General features: G+C 42.7%; 20 protein-coding genes, 1 other RNA gene and 1 other annotated feature. Of the genes, 18 read left to right on the top strand and 3 right to left on the bottom strand.

All coding sequences use genetic code 11. The features are described from left to right. Nucleotides 1-4 precede the first annotated feature (4 nt). Complete coding sequence (locus DWZ33_RS00815; RefSeq protein ID WP_022937774.1) at nucleotides 5-724, bottom strand: GntR family transcriptional regulator; 720 nt, start codon at nucleotides 722-724, stop codon at nucleotides 5-7. A 253-nt stretch (nucleotides 725-977) separates the two neighbouring features. Between DWZ33_RS00815 and DWZ33_RS00810 the strand changes: the two genes are divergently transcribed. The 13 genes from DWZ33_RS00810 to DWZ33_RS00750 all read left to right on the top strand — a co-directional run bounded on the left by DWZ33_RS00810 (nucleotide 978) and on the right by DWZ33_RS00750 (nucleotide 15,337). Continuing rightward, nucleotides 978-1,727, top strand: coding sequence for a PTS mannose/fructose/sorbose/N-acetylgalactosamine transporter subunit IIC (locus DWZ33_RS00810; protein ID WP_022937775.1), 750 nt, complete (start codon nucleotides 978-980; stop codon nucleotides 1,725-1,727). Nucleotide 1,728: 1 nt separating this feature from the next. Further along, complete coding sequence (locus DWZ33_RS00805; RefSeq protein ID WP_118453478.1) at nucleotides 1,729-2,535, top strand: PTS system mannose/fructose/sorbose family transporter subunit IID; 807 nt, start codon at nucleotides 1,729-1,731, stop codon at nucleotides 2,533-2,535. 27 nt (nucleotides 2,536-2,562) lie between these two features. Then, the gene (locus tag DWZ33_RS00800) at nucleotides 2,563-3,045 is read left to right on the top strand and encodes a PTS sugar transporter subunit IIB (RefSeq protein ID WP_118453477.1); all 483 of its coding nucleotides are present in this window, start codon (nucleotides 2,563-2,565) and stop codon (nucleotides 3,043-3,045) included. A 20-nt stretch (nucleotides 3,046-3,065) separates the two neighbouring features. Beyond that, the gene (gene ggt / locus DWZ33_RS00795; protein WP_118453476.1) at nucleotides 3,066-4,676 is read left to right on the top strand and encodes a gamma-glutamyltransferase; all 1,611 of its coding nucleotides are present in this window, start codon (nucleotides 3,066-3,068) and stop codon (nucleotides 4,674-4,676) included. 63 nt (nucleotides 4,677-4,739) lie between these two features. Beyond that, a complete protein-coding gene (nagA, locus tag DWZ33_RS00790; protein WP_118453475.1) occupies nucleotides 4,740-5,927 on the top strand; it encodes an N-acetylglucosamine-6-phosphate deacetylase in 1,188 nt (395 codons plus the stop codon). Between the two features lie 162 nt (nucleotides 5,928-6,089). Beyond that, complete coding sequence (locus tag DWZ33_RS00785; protein ID WP_118453474.1) at nucleotides 6,090-6,905, top strand: PRD domain-containing protein; 816 nt, start codon at nucleotides 6,090-6,092, stop codon at nucleotides 6,903-6,905. A 67-nt stretch (nucleotides 6,906-6,972) separates the two neighbouring features. Beyond that, on the top strand, nucleotides 6,973-8,334 hold the full coding sequence (locus DWZ33_RS00780; RefSeq protein WP_118453473.1) for a PTS transporter subunit EIIC: 1,362 nt from the start codon (nucleotides 6,973-6,975) through the stop codon (nucleotides 8,332-8,334). Nucleotides 8,335-8,364: 30 nt separating this feature from the next. Beyond that, nucleotides 8,365-8,853, top strand: a complete 489-nt coding sequence (locus DWZ33_RS00775) for a PTS sugar transporter subunit IIA (RefSeq protein ID WP_182425453.1) — start codon at nucleotides 8,365-8,367, stop codon at nucleotides 8,851-8,853. A gap of 13 nt (nucleotides 8,854-8,866) precedes the next feature. Beyond that, nucleotides 8,867-10,342, top strand: coding sequence for a glycoside hydrolase family 1 protein (locus DWZ33_RS00770; RefSeq protein WP_118453471.1), 1,476 nt, complete (start codon nucleotides 8,867-8,869; stop codon nucleotides 10,340-10,342). After that, nucleotides 10,339-11,166 carry an HAD-IIB family hydrolase gene (locus DWZ33_RS00765; protein ID WP_118453470.1) on the top strand — a complete coding sequence of 276 codons (828 nt, stop codon included), beginning with the start codon at nucleotides 10,339-10,341 and terminating at the stop codon, nucleotides 11,164-11,166. The genes DWZ33_RS00770 and DWZ33_RS00765 overlap by 4 nt, the downstream gene beginning before the upstream one ends. A 73-nt stretch (nucleotides 11,167-11,239) precedes the next feature. After that, nucleotides 11,240-11,435 (top strand) — a binding site (T-box leader). A 37-nt stretch (nucleotides 11,436-11,472) separates the two neighbouring features. Beyond that, nucleotides 11,473-12,813, top strand: coding sequence for a histidine--tRNA ligase (hisS, locus tag DWZ33_RS00760; RefSeq protein WP_022937785.1), 1,341 nt, complete (start codon nucleotides 11,473-11,475; stop codon nucleotides 12,811-12,813). Between the two features lie 12 nt (nucleotides 12,814-12,825). Beyond that, nucleotides 12,826-14,568: an aspartate--tRNA ligase gene (aspS, locus tag DWZ33_RS00755; RefSeq protein ID WP_118453469.1), complete on the top strand. Its 1,743-nt coding sequence runs from the start codon at nucleotides 12,826-12,828 to the stop codon at nucleotides 14,566-14,568. Nucleotides 14,569-14,602: 34 nt separating this feature from the next. Beyond that, nucleotides 14,603-15,337, top strand: coding sequence for a class I SAM-dependent methyltransferase (locus tag DWZ33_RS00750; protein ID WP_118453468.1), 735 nt, complete (start codon nucleotides 14,603-14,605; stop codon nucleotides 15,335-15,337). Nucleotides 15,338-15,350: 13 nt separating this feature from the next. Here DWZ33_RS00750 and DWZ33_RS00745 read toward each other — a convergent pair whose 3' ends face one another. Continuing rightward, nucleotides 15,351-16,232, bottom strand: coding sequence for a LysR family transcriptional regulator (locus DWZ33_RS00745; RefSeq protein WP_022937788.1), 882 nt, complete (start codon nucleotides 16,230-16,232; stop codon nucleotides 15,351-15,353). 115 nt (nucleotides 16,233-16,347) lie between these two features. On the opposite strand from DWZ33_RS00745, the gene DWZ33_RS00740 reads away from it, so the two are divergent. The 4 genes from DWZ33_RS00740 (at nucleotide 16,348) to DWZ33_RS00725 (ending at nucleotide 20,546) form a co-directional block, all read left to right on the top strand. Beyond that, nucleotides 16,348-18,081 carry an ABC transporter ATP-binding protein gene (locus DWZ33_RS00740; protein ID WP_118453467.1) on the top strand — a complete coding sequence of 578 codons (1,734 nt, stop codon included), beginning with the start codon at nucleotides 16,348-16,350 and terminating at the stop codon, nucleotides 18,079-18,081. Beyond that, nucleotides 18,078-19,796, top strand: a complete 1,719-nt coding sequence (locus DWZ33_RS00735) for an ABC transporter ATP-binding protein (RefSeq protein ID WP_118453466.1) — start codon at nucleotides 18,078-18,080, stop codon at nucleotides 19,794-19,796. The genes DWZ33_RS00740 and DWZ33_RS00735 overlap by 4 nt, the downstream gene beginning before the upstream one ends. An 81-nt stretch (nucleotides 19,797-19,877) precedes the next feature. After that, nucleotides 19,878-20,096, top strand: coding sequence for a helix-turn-helix domain-containing protein (locus tag DWZ33_RS00730; protein ID WP_022937791.1), 219 nt, complete (start codon nucleotides 19,878-19,880; stop codon nucleotides 20,094-20,096). Nucleotides 20,097-20,108: 12 nt separating this feature from the next. After that, nucleotides 20,109-20,546 (top strand): hypothetical protein, encoded by a 438-nt coding sequence (locus DWZ33_RS00725; RefSeq protein ID WP_118453465.1) that lies wholly within the window; start codon nucleotides 20,109-20,111, stop codon nucleotides 20,544-20,546. A 66-nt stretch (nucleotides 20,547-20,612) separates the two neighbouring features. Here DWZ33_RS00725 and ssrS read toward each other — a convergent pair. Continuing rightward, a non-coding RNA gene (gene ssrS, locus DWZ33_RS00720) (6S RNA) lies at nucleotides 20,613-20,721 on the bottom strand. 203 nt (nucleotides 20,722-20,924) lie between these two features. Here ssrS and truB point away from each other — a divergent pair. Continuing rightward, nucleotides 20,925-21,755, top strand: a complete 831-nt coding sequence (gene truB, locus DWZ33_RS00715) for a tRNA pseudouridine(55) synthase TruB (RefSeq protein WP_118453464.1) — start codon at nucleotides 20,925-20,927, stop codon at nucleotides 21,753-21,755. The last annotated feature ends 3 nt before the right edge of the window (nucleotides 21,756-21,758 follow it).

Below are 21,758 nucleotides of genomic sequence, written 5' to 3'. Positions count from 1 at the left end.
TTGCTTAATTAAAAGATGAAAATGTATATTCATAAAGATCGGAACGATAAAAGGAAGATGTGTAATAGAAGGGAATCGTAGTATCAACATAACGAATCGAAATACTGTTCAGGATCGCCCGATTGGTAGTCTGCAGAATTCTAAGCTGATCCTCATTTCCTTCCATAGCCCGAAGTCTTGTCAAGAAGCCAGTTATATCATAACCCAGCGATTCAATATAGCTTTCCAGTGATTTATCCAAAACGCTTAAATCAAAATGCTCAATGAACTTACGTGGAATATACGTATATTGCAGGGCAATCGGCGTATTATTGCCGGTTCTGAGCCGGACTAATGCATATAGTTCCTCACTGGCTTCAATTTTAAGCTCTTTGGCCACCTCAGGAACTTCTTTTGCCTTAATAATTTTAAATTCTAAAAGCTGACTGCCCGGAACCATGCCGATACTTTGCATATCCTCAGTAAAGCTTTTTTTCTTTTGAATATTGCGGTTAACCGGATGCCGGGATACAAATGAGCCTTTGCCGGGGGTTCTTTCGATAATGCCCATCAGTGCGAGATCAGAGAGGGCAGAGTGAACGGTCTGCCGGCCAAAATTAAATTTCTTTGATAATTCTAATTCCGATGGGATTTGATCGCCGATTTTGAAATGCCCATTGACGATTTCGGTCAGCAAATAATTTTCGATGATTTGCTTTTTAGATGTTTTCTTTGTTGTATTCATATTCCCTCCATAAACTTATATATCTATTTTAACCTATTTACACTTAAATTTATAGGTTTATTTGTAATTAAGTAAGGGTTTTCAAATATTCGTACATTTATTGTGCGTAATTATGATAAATGTATGGACATATTAAAAAATTAATGCTATGATTTGATTAAGCAAAGGATTAGACAATGAAAAAGAGGAGGATAGCAGGGGTTGACAAGACAAGGATAATTCTTTGATAGACGTAATTATACGGAGGTAAAATATGAGTATTACTACAACTTTTATTATTAGCTTAATTACCGGCCTAGCCTATTTACAGCGAAGAGTATTAGGTGACTGCCAGTTAGAGAGACCTTTGGTTTTAGGACCAATCATCGGTTTGATTTTAGGTGATTTCGGCACCGGCTTATTTGTCGGAGCTTCATTAGAACTTGTCTTCATGGGTGCTCAGGCCATCGGCGGCTCAGTACCTTCAAACGTAGCGATTGCCAGTGCTTTAGGTACTACCGCGGCTATTTTGAGCGGTACTGGTTTAGAGGGCGCCATGGTCGTAGCGCTGCCGGTTGCGGTAGTCGCCAGTACCTTTGAAACCTTTGCCAAGGCTGCCTGCGCATTCTTCATGCATGCTGCTGATACTTATGCCAATAAAGGTGATTGGAAAGGTATCTCAATGATGATGTGGCTAGGCAATGGCTTGCATTTCTTAGCTTATTTCATTCCAACTTTCTTAGGTTTATATTTTGGCGCTGAATATGTTACCAACATCATGAACAGCATTCCTGCCAACATCATGGCGGGGATCAGTGCCGTAGGTGCGTTATTGCCGGCTTTAGGTTTCGGTCTGCTGCTGAATAATCTGAGCACTAAAGAATATATGGGATATTTCTTTATCGGTTTTGCGATGGTAGCGTATATTCCAGCCTTTGGCGTAATGGGTGTAGCCTTCATCGGCATCGCATACTGCGCGGTCTATGTATTTAATAAATTGAATAAAGCGGAAGGAGATCTGTAAGATGGGAGAAAAAGTTACTTTAACAAAAAAGGATTTAAATAAATTATTCATCCGTTCAAATGCGATTCAATCCGCCTTTAACTTTGAACGTCAGCAGGCACTGGGCTTTGAATGGGCAATGATTCCTGTCATCAATAAATTATATCCGACAAAGGAAGAGAAAATTGCCGGTTATAAACGTCATATCGGTTACTTTAACTCACATCCATGGACCTGCGGGCCGATCTTTGGTATCGTGGCATCAATGGAAGAGAAAATGGCAAATGGCGATGAAATCAGTGAAGAAAATATCCAAGCCGTAAAGGGAGCCTTAATGGGACCGCTGGCGGGTATTGGTGATTCCTTGTTATGGAGTACCCTGCGTCCGATTACTGCCGGTATCTGTGCTTCCTTGGCATTGAGCGGCAACGGCATCGCACCATTGGTATTTGTTATCATTATGAATGTGATTCACTTTGGTATGCAATACTGGGGCGTTCATATGGGCTATAATCTTGCTGATCAATTTATGGATAAGATGGAAAGCATGCAGATCAAAGTATGGATGGAAGCGGCAACGATTCTTGGCTTATTTGTTGTCGGCGGCTTAACTGCTACATGGCTGAATGTTACAACTAAATTAACTTATAATGTTGGTGACGCTGCCATTTCTTTACAATCAACGCTTGACGCGATTCTGCCTAAAATGCTGCCATTAGTATGCACACTGGCCGTATTCGGACTGCTGCGCAAAGGCAAGAGCACGACTTGGGTGATGATGGCCATTGTGGTTGTCGGTTTAGTCTTAGGCTTCTTCGGCATCCTGTAATTATAATTAAACACGGAGGACAAATATATGGGTATTGAATTAGTGAGAGTCGATGATCGGCTCATCCATGGACAGGTAGCTATTGGCTGGACACGGTCAAGAGGAATTAATACAATTCTGGCAATTGATGATCCAACTGCCAAAAATAAGATGCAATGTCAGTTAATGAAAATGGCTACGCCTCCGGGTGTTACGCCATATTTCTTAACAATTGATGAAGCAGCTGAAAAAATTCTAAATGATACATACAAGAATAAAAAAGTCATGATCCTTGTGAAGGGGCCTGCTGAATTAGCGGCATTGATTGAAAAAGGAATCGAAATGAAGGAAGTAAATATCGGTAATCAGCGTTCAGGTGAAAACAAGCTTCAGTTAGCAAGTCAGATGTTTGCGACAAGGGAAGAACTTGAAATCTGGAAGGGAATTGCCCAAAAGGGAATTAAATTATATGCCCAAGGCGTTCCCGGCGGCGCTTATGTCGATGTTAATGACGCATTAAAGAAATACTAACAAAAGATAGGAGATGTAAAATGAAGTTTAACGCAATGGATCAGCCCTATCAGCTAAGCCGTTACAGTGTTACGGCCCAGCATGGTATGGTTTGCAGCAGTAGTGCGTTGGCATCTTCTGCAGGATTGGAAATATTAAAAAAGGGCGGGAATGCCGTCGATGCCGCAATTGCGGTGGCGGCTGTTCTCACCGTCGTAGAACCCGTCAGTAATGGACTGGGCGGCGATGCCTTTGCGATTGTCTGGATGAAAGATAAAATGGTTGGCTTAAATGCATCTGGTTATAGTCCAAAGGAAATCTCCATCGATAAACTCAAAGCAGCCGGTTATAATAAAATGCCAAAGCACGGCTGGCTTCCGGTCACAGTTCCTGGTCAGCCTAAAGCATGGGCAGCGCTTTCCAAACGCTTTGGCAAGCTGAGCCTTGAAGACGTGTTAGCCCCCGCTATCCGTTATGCTGAAGAAGGCTACCCGGTTTCTGCTGTAGTTTCCGTTTTGTGGGACAAATATGTTCGTCAGGATTCTAAACTGTTTAAAGATAATCCCATTTTTGATGAATGGTTTAAAACCTTTACCAAAAATGGTGAGCCTTACCAATTTGGTGAGATCGTTAAATTTAAGAATCATGCGAAGACTCTGCGTTTAATTGCGCAAAGTAATGCTGATGCTTTTTATAAGGGTGAAATAGCCGATCAGATTGATGCGCAAAGCAAACGTGACGGCGGTTTTATCCGCAAGGAGGATCTGGCTGAATATGATGTTGAATGGGTCGATCCGATTCATGTCAGCTACCGCGGTTATGATGTTTGGGAAATCCCGCCGAATGGTCAGGGAATTGTTGCCTTAATGGCATTAAATATACTGAAAAATTTTGAGTTCACATCAAGGGATGACACCGATACCGTTCATAAGCAATTCGAAGCGATGAAAATGGCTTTCTCAGACGCTTATGCGACAGTTACGGACAGTAAGGATATGAAGGTTGATTATCGTTATTATCTCAGTGATGAATACGGTAAGAAACGGGCGGCTGAAATCACTAATCAGGCTCAGCAGCCAAAACCGGTAGAACCGCCGAAAAGCGGTACGGTTTATCTGTGCACTGCCGATGATGAAGGAAACATGGTCTCCTACATTCAAAGCAATTATATGGATTTTGGCAGCGGCGTTGTCATTGAAGATTACGGCATCGCCTTACAGAACCGCGGGCATGATTTTTCCTTAGATCCTGCCAGCATTAATGCTCTGGCACCAAGAAAACGCAGTTATCATACAATCATTCCGGGTTTTCTGACCAAAGACGGCAAGGCCTTGGGACCTTTTGGTGTAATGGGCGGTTATATGCAGCCGCAGGGTCATGTGCAGGTTATGATGAATCTGATTGATTTTCATCTGAATCCGCAGATGTGTCTCGACGCGCCGAGGTGGCAATGGAAAGAGGGCATACGTTTCGATGTTGAACCGGATGTTCCTGAAGCATTGATAGAAGCGCTGAAAAAGCGCGGGCATCAGATGGTTGCGGCGGAAAATAAGCTGTCTTTCGGCCGGGCTGAAATGATTTTAAGAATGGAAAATGGTGTCTACATCGGTGCCTGCGAATCACGTACCGATGGCAGTGTCGCCAGTTACTAAGAAAGAAAGACTTTAAGAGTCTTTTTTTCAAAATAATCAATCTTTGATAAAGGATGTGAAACGATGAAAGAAATATTTAAAGCCGGCAGAATTTACACTGAACAGCGGATCATGGATGATGCTTATTTGGTTGTTGAAGACGGTCGGATCAGTGAACTGCTTGATGATTATACTGGCATGCTGCCGGTGCATGATCACACGGATAAAATTATCATTCCAGGTATCATCGATATTCATTCCCATGGCTGCATGGGCTATTCCGCAACGTGTAAAGACATGGATGAGGTATATGGGTTTACCAAGGCCATTGCCGCAACTGGTGTCACTGGCGTTTTCGCAACCACTCAGGAATTTGACAGTATGGCTAAGGTTGCCGATGTGATTGATTCCGGGATTGTTAAGGGAGCGCGCATTCTTGGCATACAGGCTGAGGGGCCTTTCCGCCATCCTAAATATATGGGTGCCAGCAAAGGCTTTAACTGGCCTAAGCCAAGCGTTGATTATGCGAAACAAATGAGAGAAGCGGCCAAGGGTCATTTGAAATATATGTCAGTATCGACAGACCTTGAGGGAATTGAAGCCGTTATGCAGTATTTACAGAGTCAAAACATTCGTATTGCTGCCGGTCATACCGATGCTGATTATGAAGAAATGAAAAAAGGTTTTAAAATGGGTGCTACCAGTATCTCTCATTTCGGCAATGCGATGCGGCCGATTCATCAGCGCAGCGGCGGTGCCATAACCGCCTGCTTATTAGATGAAGATATCATTCTGGAAATCATCTGCGATCATGTGCATCTGGCTCCGGAAATCATCGATTTATATTTCAGAGTCAAAGACAGTGAGCATTTTATTCTGATTTCTGATTCTTCAGAGCTTGCCTGTATGCCGGCGGGCCGATATTATGCAAGAGGCAAAGAACGCATCGTAACCGAAGCGGGGCACATTGTGCTTGATGACGGCACGATCAGCGGCAGCGGAAAGTATGTTTTATATGATATGCGCAATCTGATCTTTAAACACCAGATGCCTGTGGATAAAGTGATTAAAATGGCTTCGCTGCAGCCAGCCAAATATTTTCATTTAGAAGAAAAGAAAGGCAGTATCGCAATCGGCAAGGACGCTGATTTTGTCATTCTCGATCAGGATTGGCATGTTGTTCAAACATATGTCGAGGGAATAAAACAGTATGATAGTCAAATCGATACACAACTGATCAATCCTGCCATGAAGAATCTGCTGGCTGTTTAAAAACCTAAAAATTAATCAAATTTAGGGTTGACAATTCTGAAAGCGCATACTATTATAGACAATGTAAATAGGTTAGTTACTCTTTGAGGCTTGTCCTAGAACACAAATATTTTTTGTGTTGCTGGCGGCATCGAAGAGTTTTTTTTATAGGCGGGTGAAACTATGAGAGTGATTAAAAATATTCATAACAATATATCTTTATGCCTTGATTCTAAGGGGAATGAAGTAATCGCATTTGGTAAAGGGATCGGTTTTAGAAAGCCGCCTTATGATATCCCTGTTTCGCAGATTGAACGTACTTTCTATAACGCGAATCCCATTCTTGTCGATACTTTATCACAGATTCCAGAAGCAATTATTCAAGTCAGTACCGATATTATTGACTACGCAAATCAATTGCTGAACGGTAAATTTAACGATAATCTGATATTTACACTGGCAGATCATATTATGTTCAGTATGAAACGTCAGAAAGAGCATATCAATATCAATCTGCCGCTGGCCCATGAGGTCAAGCATATGTATCCAACGGAAATCAAAATCGGTGAATATGCGTTAAAAGTCATAAAAGAAAAACTAAATGCCGAGCTGCCGAAGCAGGAAGCGGCGATCATCACCCTGCATGTGATTGATTATGGTCTGGTTGATAATCAGCTGACCAACAGCAATAGTCAAAGCAGAATCGATCAATGCGCGGAAATCGTAGAAGAATGTATGAATTTAAAAATCGATAAGGAAGGGTTTAATTATTCAAGATTTGTTTCGCATATGTATTATTTATTAGATCGTGTCGCAAACAACAAAGAAATTAAAACACAGAATCAAAAGATGTTTGATCAATTGATACTTGAATATCCCCAAACTTATGAATGTGCAATAAGAATATGTAAAGCATTGGAAATTAAACTCAATGATGAAGAATTGCTGTATTTAATTCTGCATGTAAATCGTTTAAGCAGCAGAGAAGAAACCCTTTAAGTTTTTTACGAACCATTGGCGCCGATGAATTCGAAAAAAATAGATAGCTGTAAGGAGGAAACACAAAGTGGCTAAAAAGAATTATGATGAATTATCTGAAAAGATTCTGATCGGAGTAGGCGGCAGGGAGAATATTGCCCGTGCTTATCACTGTATGACGCGTTTGCGTTTAGATGTAAAGGATAAAGGCTTAGTTAATACAGAAGCGTTGGAAAAGCTAAGCGGTATTGCCGGCTGTCAGTGGAATGGCAGTCAGCTGCAGATCATTGTCGGACAGGAGGTCGATGATTTGTATGTGAATTTCTGCAAGACTGCCGGCATTGACGCGGAAAGAAAAATCGAAGAGAATTTAGACAAAGAAAAGAAAAAATTCAGCATCGGTTTAATCTTTCAAACATTATCCGCAATTTTATTACCGGTCATTCCTGCTTTAGCCGGCGCTGGTATGATCAAGGGTCTGTCTACGATTTTAACTTCTTATTTAGGGGTAGATGCAGCCTCAACATTTATTACAGTCATGAATATGGCGGGCGATTGTGCCTTCTATTTCTTACCGTTCTTAGTTGCCTGGTCAGCATCAAAGCGTTTTGAAACCAATACGGCATTAGCCATTTCACTGGCAGGTGTACTCTTATACCCAACGATGACAGCCGGTAATACAGCCGGTGCAGAAGCAATGAGTTTGTTTGGTATGCCGATTCCATTTCCAAGATATTTTGGCAGTACGATTCCTATTATCTTAACGGTGTGGGTGTTAAGCTATGTATATAAGTATATCAATAAATTTATGCCAAAGAGTCTGCGCATCGTATTTACACCTACACTTGTCTTATTGATTATGACGCCATTGACCTTAACCGCAATCGGTCCGCTGGCGATGTATATTTCAACACTGCTAGTTGGCTTATTCAATTTCCTATATGGCTTATCGCCGATTATCGCAGGAACAATTATCGGCGGTACACGATTGTTTGTCGTTATGACCGGTATGCATTTATCGTTAAGCACAATTTGTTTAGGCAATATTGCAGAGCTTGGCTATGACTGGCTGCTGCCGATGCATACAATGGGAACTCTTGCACTATTCGGTGCTTGTATGGGTGTCTGGGTAAAAGCTAAAAATACAGAAAACAAACAGATTGGTGCTTCCACAGCGATTTCATCCTTTATCGGAATTACCGAACCTGGTATTTATGGAGTTTTCCTGAAATTTAAAAATGCGATGCTGGCGACAATTGTCGGCGGTGCTGTCGGCGGCGCTATTGTCGGTATGTTTGGCGGCCGTGCCCTGGCATTCGTTAATTCATGTATTCTGTCAACACCGGTATTTATGACTGAAAACTTCTGGTGTGTAGCACTTGGCATGTTTGTCTCGGCGGCCATTGCCTTCTCCATGGTTATGGTTCTGGGCGTTAATGACGATAAATAAAACTTAATGATTGCGGGAAGGAGGAGAGCTATGAGTTTGTTAGGTTTATTTAGTAAAAAAGAAAAACTGCCTGAAGTATCCAATCAAAATCTAGTTGCGGTCGTGAAGGGAGAAATGATCGCGCCGGATCAGATTGAGGATAAAGTCTTCGCGAATGAAACATTAGGCAAAACAATTGGTTTTATTCCAAGTTCAAATGAATTTGTATCACCCTGCAATGGTACCTTAGAGGTAATGTTTCCAACCGGTCATGCTTTTGCGATCCGGATGCAGGACGGCACGGGTGTGCTGGTGCATATCGGTATCAATACCGTTGATTTGCAGGGCCGCGGCTTTAAAGTATTTGCTAAACAAGGAGCCAAAGTACAAGCGGGGCAAAAAATCGTTGAGGCTGATTTAGCCGCAATTCAAGCTGCTGGTTATTCAATGACCACGATGCTGATCATCACTGAACCAACTAAAGATGAATATGTATTTTCATCATTCGGTCTTAAAGAAAAAGCTGAAATCATTTTATAAAAGGAGGAGTTAAATGTATACCAATCAAAGCGAATTAAAATTTCCTCAGGGCTTCCTGTGGGGCGGCGCTACGGCCGCAAATCAATGTGAAGGAGCATGGGATATCGACGGCAAGGGAATGACGATTCAGGACTGTCTGGAATTCAGAGCTGGCAATATTTCCAATATGACTAAACAGTTTGCTTTTACTTCTGAGGATTTAAACAAAGCGCAGAGCGTGAATACAATCAATTATCCTAAACGCAGAGGTATTGATTTTTATCATCATTATAAAGAAGATATCGCTTTATTCGCGGAAATGGGTTTTAAAGTTTATCGTATGTCGATCTGCTGGTCAAGAATCTTCACTGACCCTGAAGATGAAACACCCAATGAAAAGGGAATTGAATTTTATGTTAATGTTTTAAAAGAATGTAAAAAGTATAACATTGAACCTTTGGTGACCTTATCACATTATGATGTACCTGTCGCATTAATCAAGAAATACCGCGGCTGGTACGGCAGAGAATGTGTCGGTTTATTCGTTAAATACGCGAAGGTATGCTTTGAACATTTCGGGCCCTATGTCAAATACTGGTTAACCTTTAATGAGGTTGATGCGATGCTGCGCCATCCGGTAACCAGCGGCGGTCTGATTGAGGATCAGTTTGAGGATGTGCCGTTTGAACAGGCGATGTATCAGGCAATGCATCATCAAATGATTGCCAGCGCGTTAGCGGTTAAAGCCGGTCATGAATTATACCCTGACGCGCAAATCGGCTGTATGATGACCAAGCTGTGTTTTTACCCTTATACGTGCAAGCCGGAGGATAATCTGGCGACTCAGCAGCGAATGAGAAGTATTTACCGATATGTAGACATACAGGTATTTGGTGAATATCCAATCTATCTGAAGAAAGAAATCAGCAATAAGGGATATACGGTTAAATTTGAAGAAAATGATGAACAAATATTAAAAGAAGGAATTGTAGATTTTGTCAGCTTTTCTTACTACATGACCTCCTGCTGGGCCGCGGATACGAATGGCTTGGAGCTTTCGCCGGGCAACACGTTTAACGGTGTTAAAAACCCATATCTGCCAAGCAGTGAATGGGGCTGGCAGACAGATGCTTCCGGCTTGCGCTATTCTTTAGTGGAATTATATGATCGTTTCAGGAAACCGCTTTTCATTGTTGAAAATGGGTTAGGCGCCAGAGATACGGTTAGCGAAGATGGTCATATCCATGATCCTTACCGTAAAGCCTATCTGAAGGAACATGTCTGCGCGATGAGTGACGCGATTAATCTAGATGGCGTTGACTTGATGGGCTACACATGGTGGGGCTGCATCGATCTGTTATCGGAATCAACAAGAGAAATGTCAAAGCGTTATGGCTTTATCTATGTTGACTTGGATGATTATGGCAGCGGTACCGGCAAGCGGATCAAGAAGGACAGCTTTGATTACTACAAGCAGGTCATCGCATCCAATGGAACGATGCTTGAATGATGAAAATATTTGTCAGTGATCTGGATGGTACGCTGATTGATCAGTCGCTGCAAAACAATGATGCAGTGAAAGCCTGTGTGCAGCAGATCCTGCATTCAAAAAATGAGTTAGTAATTGCCACCGGCCGTTCAATGCATGGTATAAAGGTTTTGAATTTTTATGACGCGCCGATTTATTTCATCATCATGAACGGCGCGATACTTTTAGACCGCAATAAAGCGGTGCTTTATAAAAAGGCGATTGATGAACGGGTGGTACGTGCTGCTTATCGCCGATATCCCAATGATAATGTAGAATATATCACCCAAAACAAAACATTTATGGCCATCTCAAAAGAAGCATATCTGATGAATTATGGCCAATGGGATGCCTGGCAAAAGAAAATGAGCGGCAATGATGAACAGTTCCAGTTCATGTTATCACACTATGTCTTTGATGCGGATATCAGCCAAATTAAAGATCAAGTGGTGAAAATAAATATTTTGGAGATGGATGCGAAAAAATATAAAGAGAAAGAAGCTTTTTTCAAAACCTTTGATGAGGTCGTCAACAACCCTTTTGATACTCATGTTTTAGAACTAACCGCAGCCGGTGTCACAAAGCAAAGCGCGATGGATATGCTGCTTCAGCTTACCGGTTGGCATAAGGATAACATCTATGTCTTTGGTGACGGCGATAATGATGCGATGCTGTTAGCGGCCTATGATCATTCCTATGCCGTCGATAATGCGTCTGAAAAAGCAAAAAACAGTGCTAAATATATTATTGGCAGCTGTAAAGATAACGCTGTTATCAATCAGATTGCTCAAATTATGACCTTGTAATTTTCTTTTCTTTGGCTGTGTGCAGCCTTAATGATTAAGTCTTGACAAAACCTTCAAAGATGGTAAACTTATAGTAAATCCTATGAATAAGCGTGTTTTAGAAGTCATGCGAAGAGAGAAGGCGGTTGGTGTAAGCCTTTGTTGAGTTCTGAAACTGGACACTTTGGAGGAGCTGTTCTGATAAGGTTCAGCCGTTAATTCCGCGTTAGGGAACAAAGTTGCAGCATTCGTGCTGAACTAAGGTGGTACCGCGCTTATGCGTCCTTAGATGAGGGCGCTTTTTATTTACCAAAAAGGAGAAATAGTATGAGTAATTATCAAATGCCAAGAGGCACTCAGGATATCCTGCCGGCAATGTCATCGAAATGGCACAAGCTGGAAGACTTACTGCGTCAGTTCTGTTATGTCTATGATTACAGTGAAATCCGCACACCGATCTTTGAACACACAGAAGTATTTAAACGCGGCAATGATTCATCAGATATGGTGAACAAGGAAATGTATACGTTTATGGATAACGGCGGCCGTTCGTTAACTCTGCGGCCGGAGGGAACGGCTGGGGTTGCCCGCAGCTTTGTAGAGAATAAACTGTTTGGCAGTGCGGATCTGCCGGTTAAAATGTATTACATGGGACCGCAGTTTCGTTATGAACGTCCGCAGAAGGGAAGACAGCGCATCTTCAATCAGTTTGGTGTTGAGGTAATCGGCGCTAAAAATCCGCTGCTTGATGTTGAAGCCATCTCTTTAGGCTGGTCAATCCTGTCTGCCTTAGGCTTGTCAGATTTGAAAGTCTTATTAAATACATTGGGTGATGACGAATCACGGGATGCCTACCGAACAGCTTTAAAGGAACACTTTAAAAAGGATATTTCTTCCATGTGTTCTGACTGTCAGCGCCGTTATGAACAAAATCCGTTAAGAATTCTGGATTGCAAGGTTGACGCTGAAGCTGAAATTATGAAAACCGTACCTAAGATTCACGACTATCTGACCCCTGAATCAAAGGCGTATTTTGATGCTGTATGCGCTGGCTTAGATGCGCTGGGAATTCCCTATGTAATTGAAGACCGCTTAGTGCGCGGTTTGGATTATTATACACATACAGTCTTTGAGGTTGTTTCCGTGAATGAACAGATGGGTTCACAAAGCACTGTCTTAGCCGGCGGCCGTTATGATGGTTTGGTAGAATATTTCGGCGGTCCGCAGGGCATGTCCGGCATTGGCTGGGCAATGGGCATGGAACGAATCCTGATTGCTCTTGAAGCAGAAGGCATCGATATGAGTGATCCTGAGGAATTAGATGCCTATGTGCTGTGTCTTGATGAAAGTGCTGCCTTAGAAGCCTTTAAAATCACGACTGAATTAAGAGCTGCCGGATATCGCTCAGATATGGATTATCTGAACCGTTCCTTTAAGGCTCAGTTTAAAACGGTAGACCGCAAGAAGGCAAAGGCTGCTATCTTGATCGGTGAAACTGAAGTTAAAAATCAAAGTGTCACGATTAAACGCATCGATGATCAAACACAGGTCAGCGTGCCGATGAGCGATTTAATTGACGCCATGGATTCAATGTTTGCCATGGAGGATGAACACGAACATACTTGCACATGTGGCGAGGGTAACTGCACATGCGGCAATCATGAATAGGAGGATCAATAAATGAAACGTACACATAGCTGCGGCGAATTAAGCATGCTTGAAGCAGGACAAAATGTCACTCTGATTGGCTGGGTAGCCAAACGAAGAAATTTCGGATCATTAGTTTTTATCGATTTAAGAGATCGTACCGGCATTACACAATGTGTCTTTGATGAAACGATTTCTGATCAGATTACATCTGTCCGCAATGAATATATCTTGGAAGTAAGCGGCAAAGTCTGCGAACGTAAGGATAAGAATCCTAAAATGGCAACCGGTGATATTGAAATCATCGTTGAAAAAGTAACCATTATCAACAGTGCTGAAACAACACCTTTATTGATTGCGGATGAAACCGACGCTTTAGAGGATACTCGTTTAAAGTACCGTTATCTTGATTTAAGAAGACCAGTGATGCAGAAAAAGCTCATCGAACGGGCACAGATTACCCGTGTGATGCGCCGGGTGCTTGATGATCAGGGCTTCATTGAGATTGAAACACCGATTCTTGGTAAATCTACGCCGGAAGGGGCTCGTGATTATCTGGTTCCTTCACGCATTCATCCGGGACAGTTCTATGCGCTGCCGCAGTCTCCGCAATTGTTTAAGCAATTGCTGATGGTTTCCGGCTTTGAACGTTATTACCAAGTAGCCCGCTGTTTCCGTGATGAGGATTTACGTGCTGACCGTCAGCTGGATTTTACACAGTTTGATATTGAAACTAGCTTTATGAGCGAAGATGAAATTATTGAAATGACTGAAAACATGCTTAAGGCAGTGATGAAGGAAGTTAAGGGCATCGATGTTAAAACACCATTCTTGCGCATGACATGGCATGATGCGATGAATAAATATGGCAGTGACAAGCCGGACAACCGTTTTGGCTATGAACTGCATGATCTCTCAGATCTGTTTGTTAACTGTGAGTTTAAGGTATTTAAGGATTGTCTTGCCAATAAGGGTGTAATTAAAGCAATCTGTGTTGATCATCAAAGTCATATGACACGCAAGGACATTGATCATGCTACTGATTTTGCTAAGAAATATGGCGCTAAAGGGCTTGTTGTATTAAAGGTGCTTAATGGCACGGTAGAAGGCAGTGCAGCCAAGTTCTTTAATGAGGATGAAAAAGCAGCGATGATTAAAGCGATGAATGCTCAGGAAGAGGATGTAATCTTTATTGTCTCTGACAAATGGAAGACAGCCTGTGATGTATTAGGAGCATTGCGCGGTTACTTTGCGAAAGAGAAAAACCTGCTTGATGTGAATACATTCAGCTTTTTATGGGTTACTGATTTCCCATTGCTTGAATATAACGAAGAAGATGGCCGCTATTATGCGATGCATCATCCATTTACAATGCCAAAAGCTGAAGATCTGCCGCTTTTGGATACCGATCCAGGCGCGGTTAAAGCTGCCGCTTATGACATTGTCTTAAATGGTTATGAGCTTGGCGGCGGTTCACTGCGTATTTATGATCAAAAGCTTCAGGAAAAGATGTTTGAAGTATTGGGCTTTACTGAAGAAAAAATTCGTTCAAGCTTTGGCTGGTTTGTTGATGCCTTCAAATACGGAACACCTCCGCATGGCGGTTTGGCACTTGGCTTAGACCGTGTTGCGATGATCTTGACTGGTTCAGATTCTATCCGTGACGTTATCGCATTCCCGAAAAACGCCAATGCCCGCTGTCCGATGTGTGAAGCGCCTGACAGTGTAGATCCGGCACAGCTTGAGGAACTGCATATTCGTATCAATCAAGAATAAAATCCGCTTATGCGGATTTTTTGAAAGGAGCATTATGAAAGAAAACAAATATGATGATGAACAATTTTTCAAGAAATACAGTGAGATGGACCGCTCTTTAAAAGGTCTTCAGGGAGCCGGCGAATGGCCGGCACTGGAAAAACTGCTGCCTGATTTTGAACATAAACGTGTGCTTGATTTAGGCTGCGGTTATGGCTGGCACTGCATCTATGCGGCTCAGCACCATGCCGATCAGGTAATCGGTATTGATCTCTCTGAAAAAATGCTGGCCGTAGCAAGAAGTAAGACACCCTATGAGCAGGTCAGCTATCAGCGTGAATCAATGGAAGATTTCACGTTTGCGGATGCATCCTTTGATATTGTATTAAGCTCACTGGCTTTTCACTATGTCAAGGATTTTGACGCCTTGGCAGCCAAAATCAGCCGCGTTTTATGCAAAGACGGCATTCTGATATTCTCTTGTGAGCATCCGCTTTTTACCGCTGAAGGAAAGCAGGACTGGTATTATGATGAGGACGGCAGCATTTTACATTTTCCGGTTGATAATTACTTTATAGAAGGGGAACGCAAGGCAATCTTCTTAGGTGAAGAAGTCACAAAATATCATAAAACATTAACGACTTATCTGAATACATTGCTGAATCACGGCTTTGAACTATTAAATATCGTTGAGCCAAAGCCCAGCGATGAGATGCTGGAAAGTGTCGCAGGCATGAAGGATGAACTGCGGCGGCCAATGATGCTGATCGTTAAAGCCAGAAAAAAATAAGATATAGCGCCCGCTATGTCTTTTTCTTTTCTTCACTCAGCAGCTTTTCCATATGCGATAAAAAGCAGCGGGCAGGCGGTGCAAGAGTATCCCGACTTTTATAAGTAACGACAATCTGGGTATAAAAGCTGTCTTCGGCAATAGGAACCGCGGCAAGGTTATCACTCGCAAACATCGGCAGCAGGGAAGCCGGGACAAGGCCTACGCCCATACCGGCTTTTGCCCAGCAGTAGGTCGTTCTCGCATCATCATTTAAACAAGCCAGCTGCAATTCACAGCCGGCATCCGCAAAAGCTGTTCTGACCAGCTTTTCAAAACGGCGGTAAATGATTAATGGGTGCTTGCTTAATTCCTGAATGGTAATTGACTCATGCCCGCAAAGCGGCTGGGTAGAAACCGCAAGCATCGCTTCACTTTGCAGATGCAGCTTAACGACATCATCTTTAAAGGGCGTTCTGACGATTGCCAGATCAAGCAGCCCTTTTTTTAATTCCTCCAATAATTCAAAAGTATTGCCCTCAAACAGCTGAAAAGTAATCAGCGGATATTGTTGATGAAATTGATCCAGCTGCTGATTCAATAAGACGGATACGGCTGATGAGATCACACCGATCCGCAGGGTACCGCTGACATGATTGCCGGCTTGCTGCAGCTCAGCTGCTGCCAGAGAGCTTAGCTCAAGAATCTGCAGCGCCCGCTTATAAAGCTGAAGCCCTGCTTCGGTGCAGACACACTGGCGTGAACCGCGCTGAATCAAAGTAACATTTAGTTCCTTCTCAAGATTGCTGAGCTGATACGATAAGGGCGGCTGTGAACAATGCAGCCGTTTAGCGGCTGCTGATAAGGTGCCTTCTTCTACGATGGCGGTAAAGACTTCAAGCTGATGCAGATCCATAGTTCCTCCTATACACTTTTTGAATAGTATGTATATAAATTAAATAATATTCATATATTATCGGATATGCTACTATGATAACTGGAAGAGGATAAAAAAGCAAGGGAGAGAAGTTATGAAAAAGCTGCTTATCTATTTAAAAAAATATCAGAAGGAATTAGTATTAGGCCCGCTGTTTAAGCTGGTCGAAGCAATATTTGAACTGATTGTGCCGTTAATTATGGCTGCCATCATCGATCAGGGAATCAAGGGGCATGATCTGCCTTTAATTCTTTATTACGGCTTGCTGCTGGTGCTGCTGGCGGTTGTCGGTCTAGCCAGCTCATTGATCTGTCAGTATTTTGCAGCACTGGCCTCGCAGGGCTTCGGCACCGACCTTCGCAATGCCATGTTTGCCCATATTCAGTCACTTTCTTATTTCGAAGTGGATCAAATCGGTACACCCTCCTTGATCACACGCTGCAACAATGATATTAATCAGCTTCAGTTAGCGGTTGCGATGATGATACGTCTCGCTCTGCGGGCACCTTTTTTAGTTCTTGGCAGCTGTATCATGGCTATGCGCATTGATTGGCAGCTGGCTTTAGTCTTTCTGATTGCGGCACCGCTGATTGCCATTGTTCTGTATCTGATCATGAGCCGCTCTATCCCATACTACCGCTCTATTCAAAGCAAATTGGACAGACTCTCTTTGCTGACCCGTGAGAATCTTGACGGAATCAGGGTAATTCGGGCAACTTCAAACCAGGAACATGAGCAGCAGCGGTTTACCCTGGCAGTTGAAGAACTTTTTGATACTTCAATTAAGGCTGGTAAAATTCAGTCTAATCTGAATCCGCTGACTTATTTGATCGTAAATTTTTCGATTCTGGCAATTATCTATTATGGTTCACATCGCGTCTACGGCGGATCGCTGACACAAGGTGAAATTATCGCCTTTGTCAGTTATATGACACAGATGCTTCTGGCTTTGAATGTGGTCGCTAATTTAGTTGTGATATTTACTAAAGCGGCCGCCAGTGCCAACCGAGTGAGTGAAGTGCTGAGCTTAAGCTCCTCAATTCAATTTAACGATCATCAGCCATTGGCAAAGGATAGCGAAGCAGCTGTGATGATGAAGCACGTTTCCTTCCATTATCCAAACAGTGAGGAGAATATTTTAGAGGATATCAGCTTTACGCTGAAACCCGGTGAGGTATTAGGCATTATTGGCGGTACCGGTGCTGGTAAATCCACATTGATTCATTTAATCAATCGTTTCTATGACATCAGTGAAGGTGAGCTGACCCTTTACGGCAGAGATTCCAAAAGCATTTCCGAGGATGAGCTTCGCGGTTCAATAGGTCTGGTGCCGCAGAAAAATATTTTGTTTACCGGTACGATCCGTGAAAATATGTGCTGGGGAAAGCCTGATGCTGATGATGAAGAAATATGGGAAGCATTGCGTGATGCTCAGGCGGCGGATTTTGTGATGCAGCAAAAATCTGGCTTGGATACGCTGGTGAATCAGGGCGGCCGTAATTTCTCCGGCGGTCAGCGCCAGCGGCTTGCAATCGCCCGCGCATTAGTTAAAAAACCGGCGCTGCTGATTCTTGATGACAGCTCCTCAGCCCTTGACTACGCAACCGATGCCAAGCTTCAAAAAGCCTTAAAGCTAAAAGGCAAAAAGCGTTCCTTGATACTCATTTCACAGCGGGCAAATTCACTTCGTTATGCTGATCAGATTTTGGTGCTTGATGATGGTAAAATGGCTGGCTTGGGTACTCATGAGGAGCTGTTGAAAAGCTCACCGGTCTATGTTGAAATCTGTGCTTCACAGTTGAGTGAGAAGGAGATGAATAATTTATGAAAATAATGAAACGGCTGATGCGCTATCTGCTTCCATACAAACATTATCTGCTGCTGGCAATTCTTTCGGCAATTTTGAGTGTGACAGCATCACTTTATGCGCCGATCATTATCGGTCATGCGATTGACTGCATCATTGCGATAGGTAATGTGGATTTTAGTTTAATGTCACACTATTTAGCTCAGCTAGCCTTTGTTTTGATTGTTTCTGCCTTTTTTCAAAAAACGATGATGCTGGCGACCAATCAAATGACCTATGGCAGTATCCGTGATTTACGGCAGTCAGCATTTCAAAAGTTTTCACGGCTGCCGCTTAAAACGATTGATAATCATTCACGCGGTGATTTAATTGCCCGTATTATCGCTGATATCGACATCATTTCCGATGGCTTGCTGCAGACCTTTTCACAGCTTTTTACCGGTCTTGTAACCATTGTCGTCACCTTGCTTTTCATGGCTTCAATCAATCGGCTCATCATGCTGTTAGTTGTTGTATTAACGCCGTTATCCCTATGGCTGACAAGCTTTATAGCCAAAAGAAATTATCACTACTTTCGCTCACAGTCAAGACTGCGCGGTGAGTTAAGCGCGAATATTGAGGAAATGGTTGGCTCAATGAAAGTAGTCAAAGCATTTCATCATGAAGCGGCCGCCCAAAAACAGTTTGAAGAAATGAATCAGCGGTTATATGACAGCGGTGTTAAAAGTCAGTTTTTTTCTTCAATAGCCAATCCCGCCACGCGTTTCATTAATGCTCTGATTTATGCGTGTGTAGGGATTAGCGGTGCTGTTCTTGTCTTTAATGGGATGCTGACAACTGGCCAGCTTTCTAGTTTTTTAGCCTATGCCAACCAATACAGTAAACCCTTTAATGAGATTACCGGTGTTGTGAGCGAGCTGCAGAATGCCTTTGCTTCAGCCGCCAGAGTTTTTGAATTGCTTGACAGCGAGGAAGAAATCGCTGATAGCAGTGAAAGCTTGCCTTTAAGCAAGGGTCACGTACAGCTTGATAAGCTGAAATTTTCTTATACCAATCAGCCCTTTATTGACGATTTCAGTATTGATGTAAAAAGCGGCCAGCATATTGCGTTAGTGGGTCCCACCGGCTGCGGCAAGACAACCTTAATCAACCTGCTGATGCGCTTCTATGAATTGGAGGGCGGATCTATAAAAATCGACGGCGTCGACATCCGCACCGTCAGCAAAAAAAGCCTGCGTTCTCAGATAGGGATGGTGCTGCAGGATACTTGGCTGTTTTCCGGTACGATTCGTGATAATATTGCTTATGGTAAGCCCAACGCAACCGATGAGGAAATCATTGCCGCCGCCAAAGCGGCCTATGCCCATAGCTTTATCAAAAGACTTCCGCAGGGCTATGATACCCAGATAAGTGAAGGTGATAATCTCTCCGCCGGACAGAAACAGCTTCTATGCATTGCCCGCATCATGCTGATGCAGCCCTCAATTTTAATTTTAGATGAAGCAACCAGTAATATTGACACCCGAACTGAGGTCAAGATTCAGCGGGCCTTTGATAAAATCATGGCTGGGAAGACCAGTTTTGTGGTCGCTCACCGCCTTTCTACCATCAAAGAAGCAGACTGTATTTTAGTGATGAAGGATGGCCGGGTGATTGAAAAAGGGAACCATGAGACATTATTGAATCAGCATGGTTTCTATGCCTCATTGTATGCTTCACAATTTGTCCAATCGTGATTAAAGCTGCTTTTCTATCCCATAACGTTTGAACTATTGCTTTTTTTGTCCTACAATAGATAGAGAAACAGGGGTGATGCAATGACCTTAAATGATATTGTCCGGCTTAATATAATTACAATATTAAAATCACGGGGTTATTATAAAAATAAACGCCTGACCCTGCCAATGGATATGAAATATCTCTATTCTACCTTATCATCGATTATTAAGGGCAGCGGCGGGATGACGCTGAATACCTTGGAAACAGTAGCACACGCATTGGATGTTGAAGTAGCGGAATTAATCCGCTGGGAATAAATGGAGAACGTTATGTGTAAAGAATGTTATGTTGCAGACAGCCGGTGTACACCGCTTTTAAAACCATTAGATTGTTTAAAAAATCATACCCAATACATTTGCTCTACCTGCGGCCGCTGCATCTGTATTGAAGCAGATCCTAAACGCTCTTTGCAGCGCTGGAATTTTCCTTTCAAGACATTGGAAATTGCGAAGATGTATCTGCGGGCGGCAGATTATACTGCAAAAAAAGCCTGCGGAATCTATCAGATAGAAAACAGCAGGGGACAATCCATTTATAAAATATTTACCGGCGCTGATGATTTGCAGCTTTATCTGAATAAGCATAAGGATAAAAGCTGCTCGGCGATGGCGCCTGTCTATACGGCAAAAGAATTCATTGCCTATCCAAACACACAGGTACGCCGCCTGAGTGATGAAGAAATTGAAAAATATCTGTCAGAACGCTGACAGTTTTCTTTTTAGCTAAAATAAAAGGCAGGCATCGCTGCCTGCCACCAAAAGGTGAGACCTTTTCCCTGTATATACAGGTGGGCATCCTGTGTAAGTTTTTAGGATTCCTGCACTCGTGCAGGCATTCACACCAAAATACAACGTCCGGATTCCCTTATCTCAACTTGTAGGAAAAATTTTATACCTTTTGGATAATCTTATTATATCTTAAAAAAATCTAAATAATACTCTTGACTTTTAGGAAATGTTTAGAAATTTTATTTCGTCACACTTTCTCATCTCAAAACAAGCATCAGGAAAAGGCCGCAAATCGTTTTCTCAACATGCTTCTTATTTTATGTTATAATAAAGCAGAAGCCATGAGGTGAATAAATAATGGATGGAATTCTTTTAATTAATAAAGCGGCCGGCATGACAAGTCATGATGTCGTGTTTAAATTACGAAAGCTGCTGAATACTAAAAAAATCGGTCATACTGGAACGCTTGATCCGGATGCGACAGGTGTTCTGATCGTCTTAGTCGGCAGAGCCTGCAAGATTTTGCCGTTTTTGGAAAATACCGATAAAGAATATATCGCTCAGCTTATGCTGGGTCAGACAACTGATACTGAAGATATTTGGGGCAAGGTGCTTGCCACCGGTGAAATTAAACCAATTGAGGATTTTGAAGGCTTATTGAAAAGTTTTGAGGGCAGACAGAAGCAGCTGCCGCCAATGGTTTCATCAATTAAGGTGAATGGGAAGAAGCTTTATGAATATGCCCGCAGCGGCGAGGCGGTAGAACGGCCGCTCAGAGACATTGAAATCTATGAAACCCAAGTGCTGGATGCCAAAGAGCTGCGTTTTCGCGTAGCTTGTTCAAGCGGTACTTATATTCGTTCGCTGTGCCGTGATTTGGCTGAGAAAAGCGGAAATCTGGGCTGCATGAGCTCATTAGTGCGCAGTAAGGCAGGTCATTTTACCTTGGCTCAATGTGTCAGCCTTGAGGATGTCGCTGAAGGCAATTACAAACTGCTGCCGATGATTGAAGCATTAAAGCATCTGCCAATGATTACACCGGCCAATGAAGCTGATATAAGAAACGGCAAGCGGGTGCAATTAAACTGCGATGAAGCGCAGGTCGTGATGATCAGCAACGATGAAGTGCTGGCTGTCTATGAACGTGAAAAAGAAAATATCTATCGCTGTGTGCGGGGATTATGGTAAGGA

This window comes from Dielma fastidiosa (assembly GCF_003475485.1).
Classification (GTDB): domain Bacteria; phylum Bacillota_I; class Bacilli_A; order Erysipelotrichales; family Erysipelotrichaceae; genus Dielma; species Dielma fastidiosa.
Note: the sequence above shows the minus strand (reverse complement) of the source record. Positions and strands in the feature narration are given on the sequence as shown.

Bases quoted from the DNA above. Each gene is read 5' to 3' on its own strand.
- DWZ33_RS00815 (WP_022937774.1), bottom strand. From the start codon at position 724: ATGAATACAACAAAGAAAACATCTAAAAAGCAAATCATCGAAAATTAT.
- DWZ33_RS00810 (WP_022937775.1), top strand. From the start codon at position 978: ATGAGTATTACTACAACTTTTATTATTAGCTTAATTACCGGCCTAGCC.
- DWZ33_RS00805 (WP_118453478.1), top strand. From the start codon at position 1,729: ATGGGAGAAAAAGTTACTTTAACAAAAAAGGATTTAAATAAATTATTC.
- DWZ33_RS00800 (WP_118453477.1), top strand. From the start codon at position 2,563: ATGGGTATTGAATTAGTGAGAGTCGATGATCGGCTCATCCATGGACAG.
- ggt (WP_118453476.1), top strand. From the start codon at position 3,066: ATGAAGTTTAACGCAATGGATCAGCCCTATCAGCTAAGCCGTTACAGT.
- nagA (WP_118453475.1), top strand. From the start codon at position 4,740: ATGAAAGAAATATTTAAAGCCGGCAGAATTTACACTGAACAGCGGATC.
- DWZ33_RS00785 (WP_118453474.1), top strand. From the start codon at position 6,090: ATGAGAGTGATTAAAAATATTCATAACAATATATCTTTATGCCTTGAT.
- DWZ33_RS00775 (WP_182425453.1), top strand. From the start codon at position 8,365: ATGAGTTTGTTAGGTTTATTTAGTAAAAAAGAAAAACTGCCTGAAGTA.
- DWZ33_RS00770 (WP_118453471.1), top strand. From the start codon at position 8,867: ATGTATACCAATCAAAGCGAATTAAAATTTCCTCAGGGCTTCCTGTGG.
- DWZ33_RS00765 (WP_118453470.1), top strand. From the start codon at position 10,339: ATGATGAAAATATTTGTCAGTGATCTGGATGGTACGCTGATTGATCAG.
- hisS (WP_022937785.1), top strand. From the start codon at position 11,473: ATGAGTAATTATCAAATGCCAAGAGGCACTCAGGATATCCTGCCGGCA.
- aspS (WP_118453469.1), top strand. From the start codon at position 12,826: ATGAAACGTACACATAGCTGCGGCGAATTAAGCATGCTTGAAGCAGGA.
- DWZ33_RS00750 (WP_118453468.1), top strand. From the start codon at position 14,603: ATGAAAGAAAACAAATATGATGATGAACAATTTTTCAAGAAATACAGT.
- DWZ33_RS00745 (WP_022937788.1), bottom strand. From the start codon at position 16,232: ATGGATCTGCATCAGCTTGAAGTCTTTACCGCCATCGTAGAAGAAGGC.
- DWZ33_RS00740 (WP_118453467.1), top strand. From the start codon at position 16,348: ATGAAAAAGCTGCTTATCTATTTAAAAAAATATCAGAAGGAATTAGTA.
- DWZ33_RS00735 (WP_118453466.1), top strand. From the start codon at position 18,078: ATGAAAATAATGAAACGGCTGATGCGCTATCTGCTTCCATACAAACAT.
- DWZ33_RS00730 (WP_022937791.1), top strand. From the start codon at position 19,878: ATGACCTTAAATGATATTGTCCGGCTTAATATAATTACAATATTAAAA.
- DWZ33_RS00725 (WP_118453465.1), top strand. From the start codon at position 20,109: ATGTGTAAAGAATGTTATGTTGCAGACAGCCGGTGTACACCGCTTTTA.
- truB (WP_118453464.1), top strand. From the start codon at position 20,925: ATGGATGGAATTCTTTTAATTAATAAAGCGGCCGGCATGACAAGTCAT.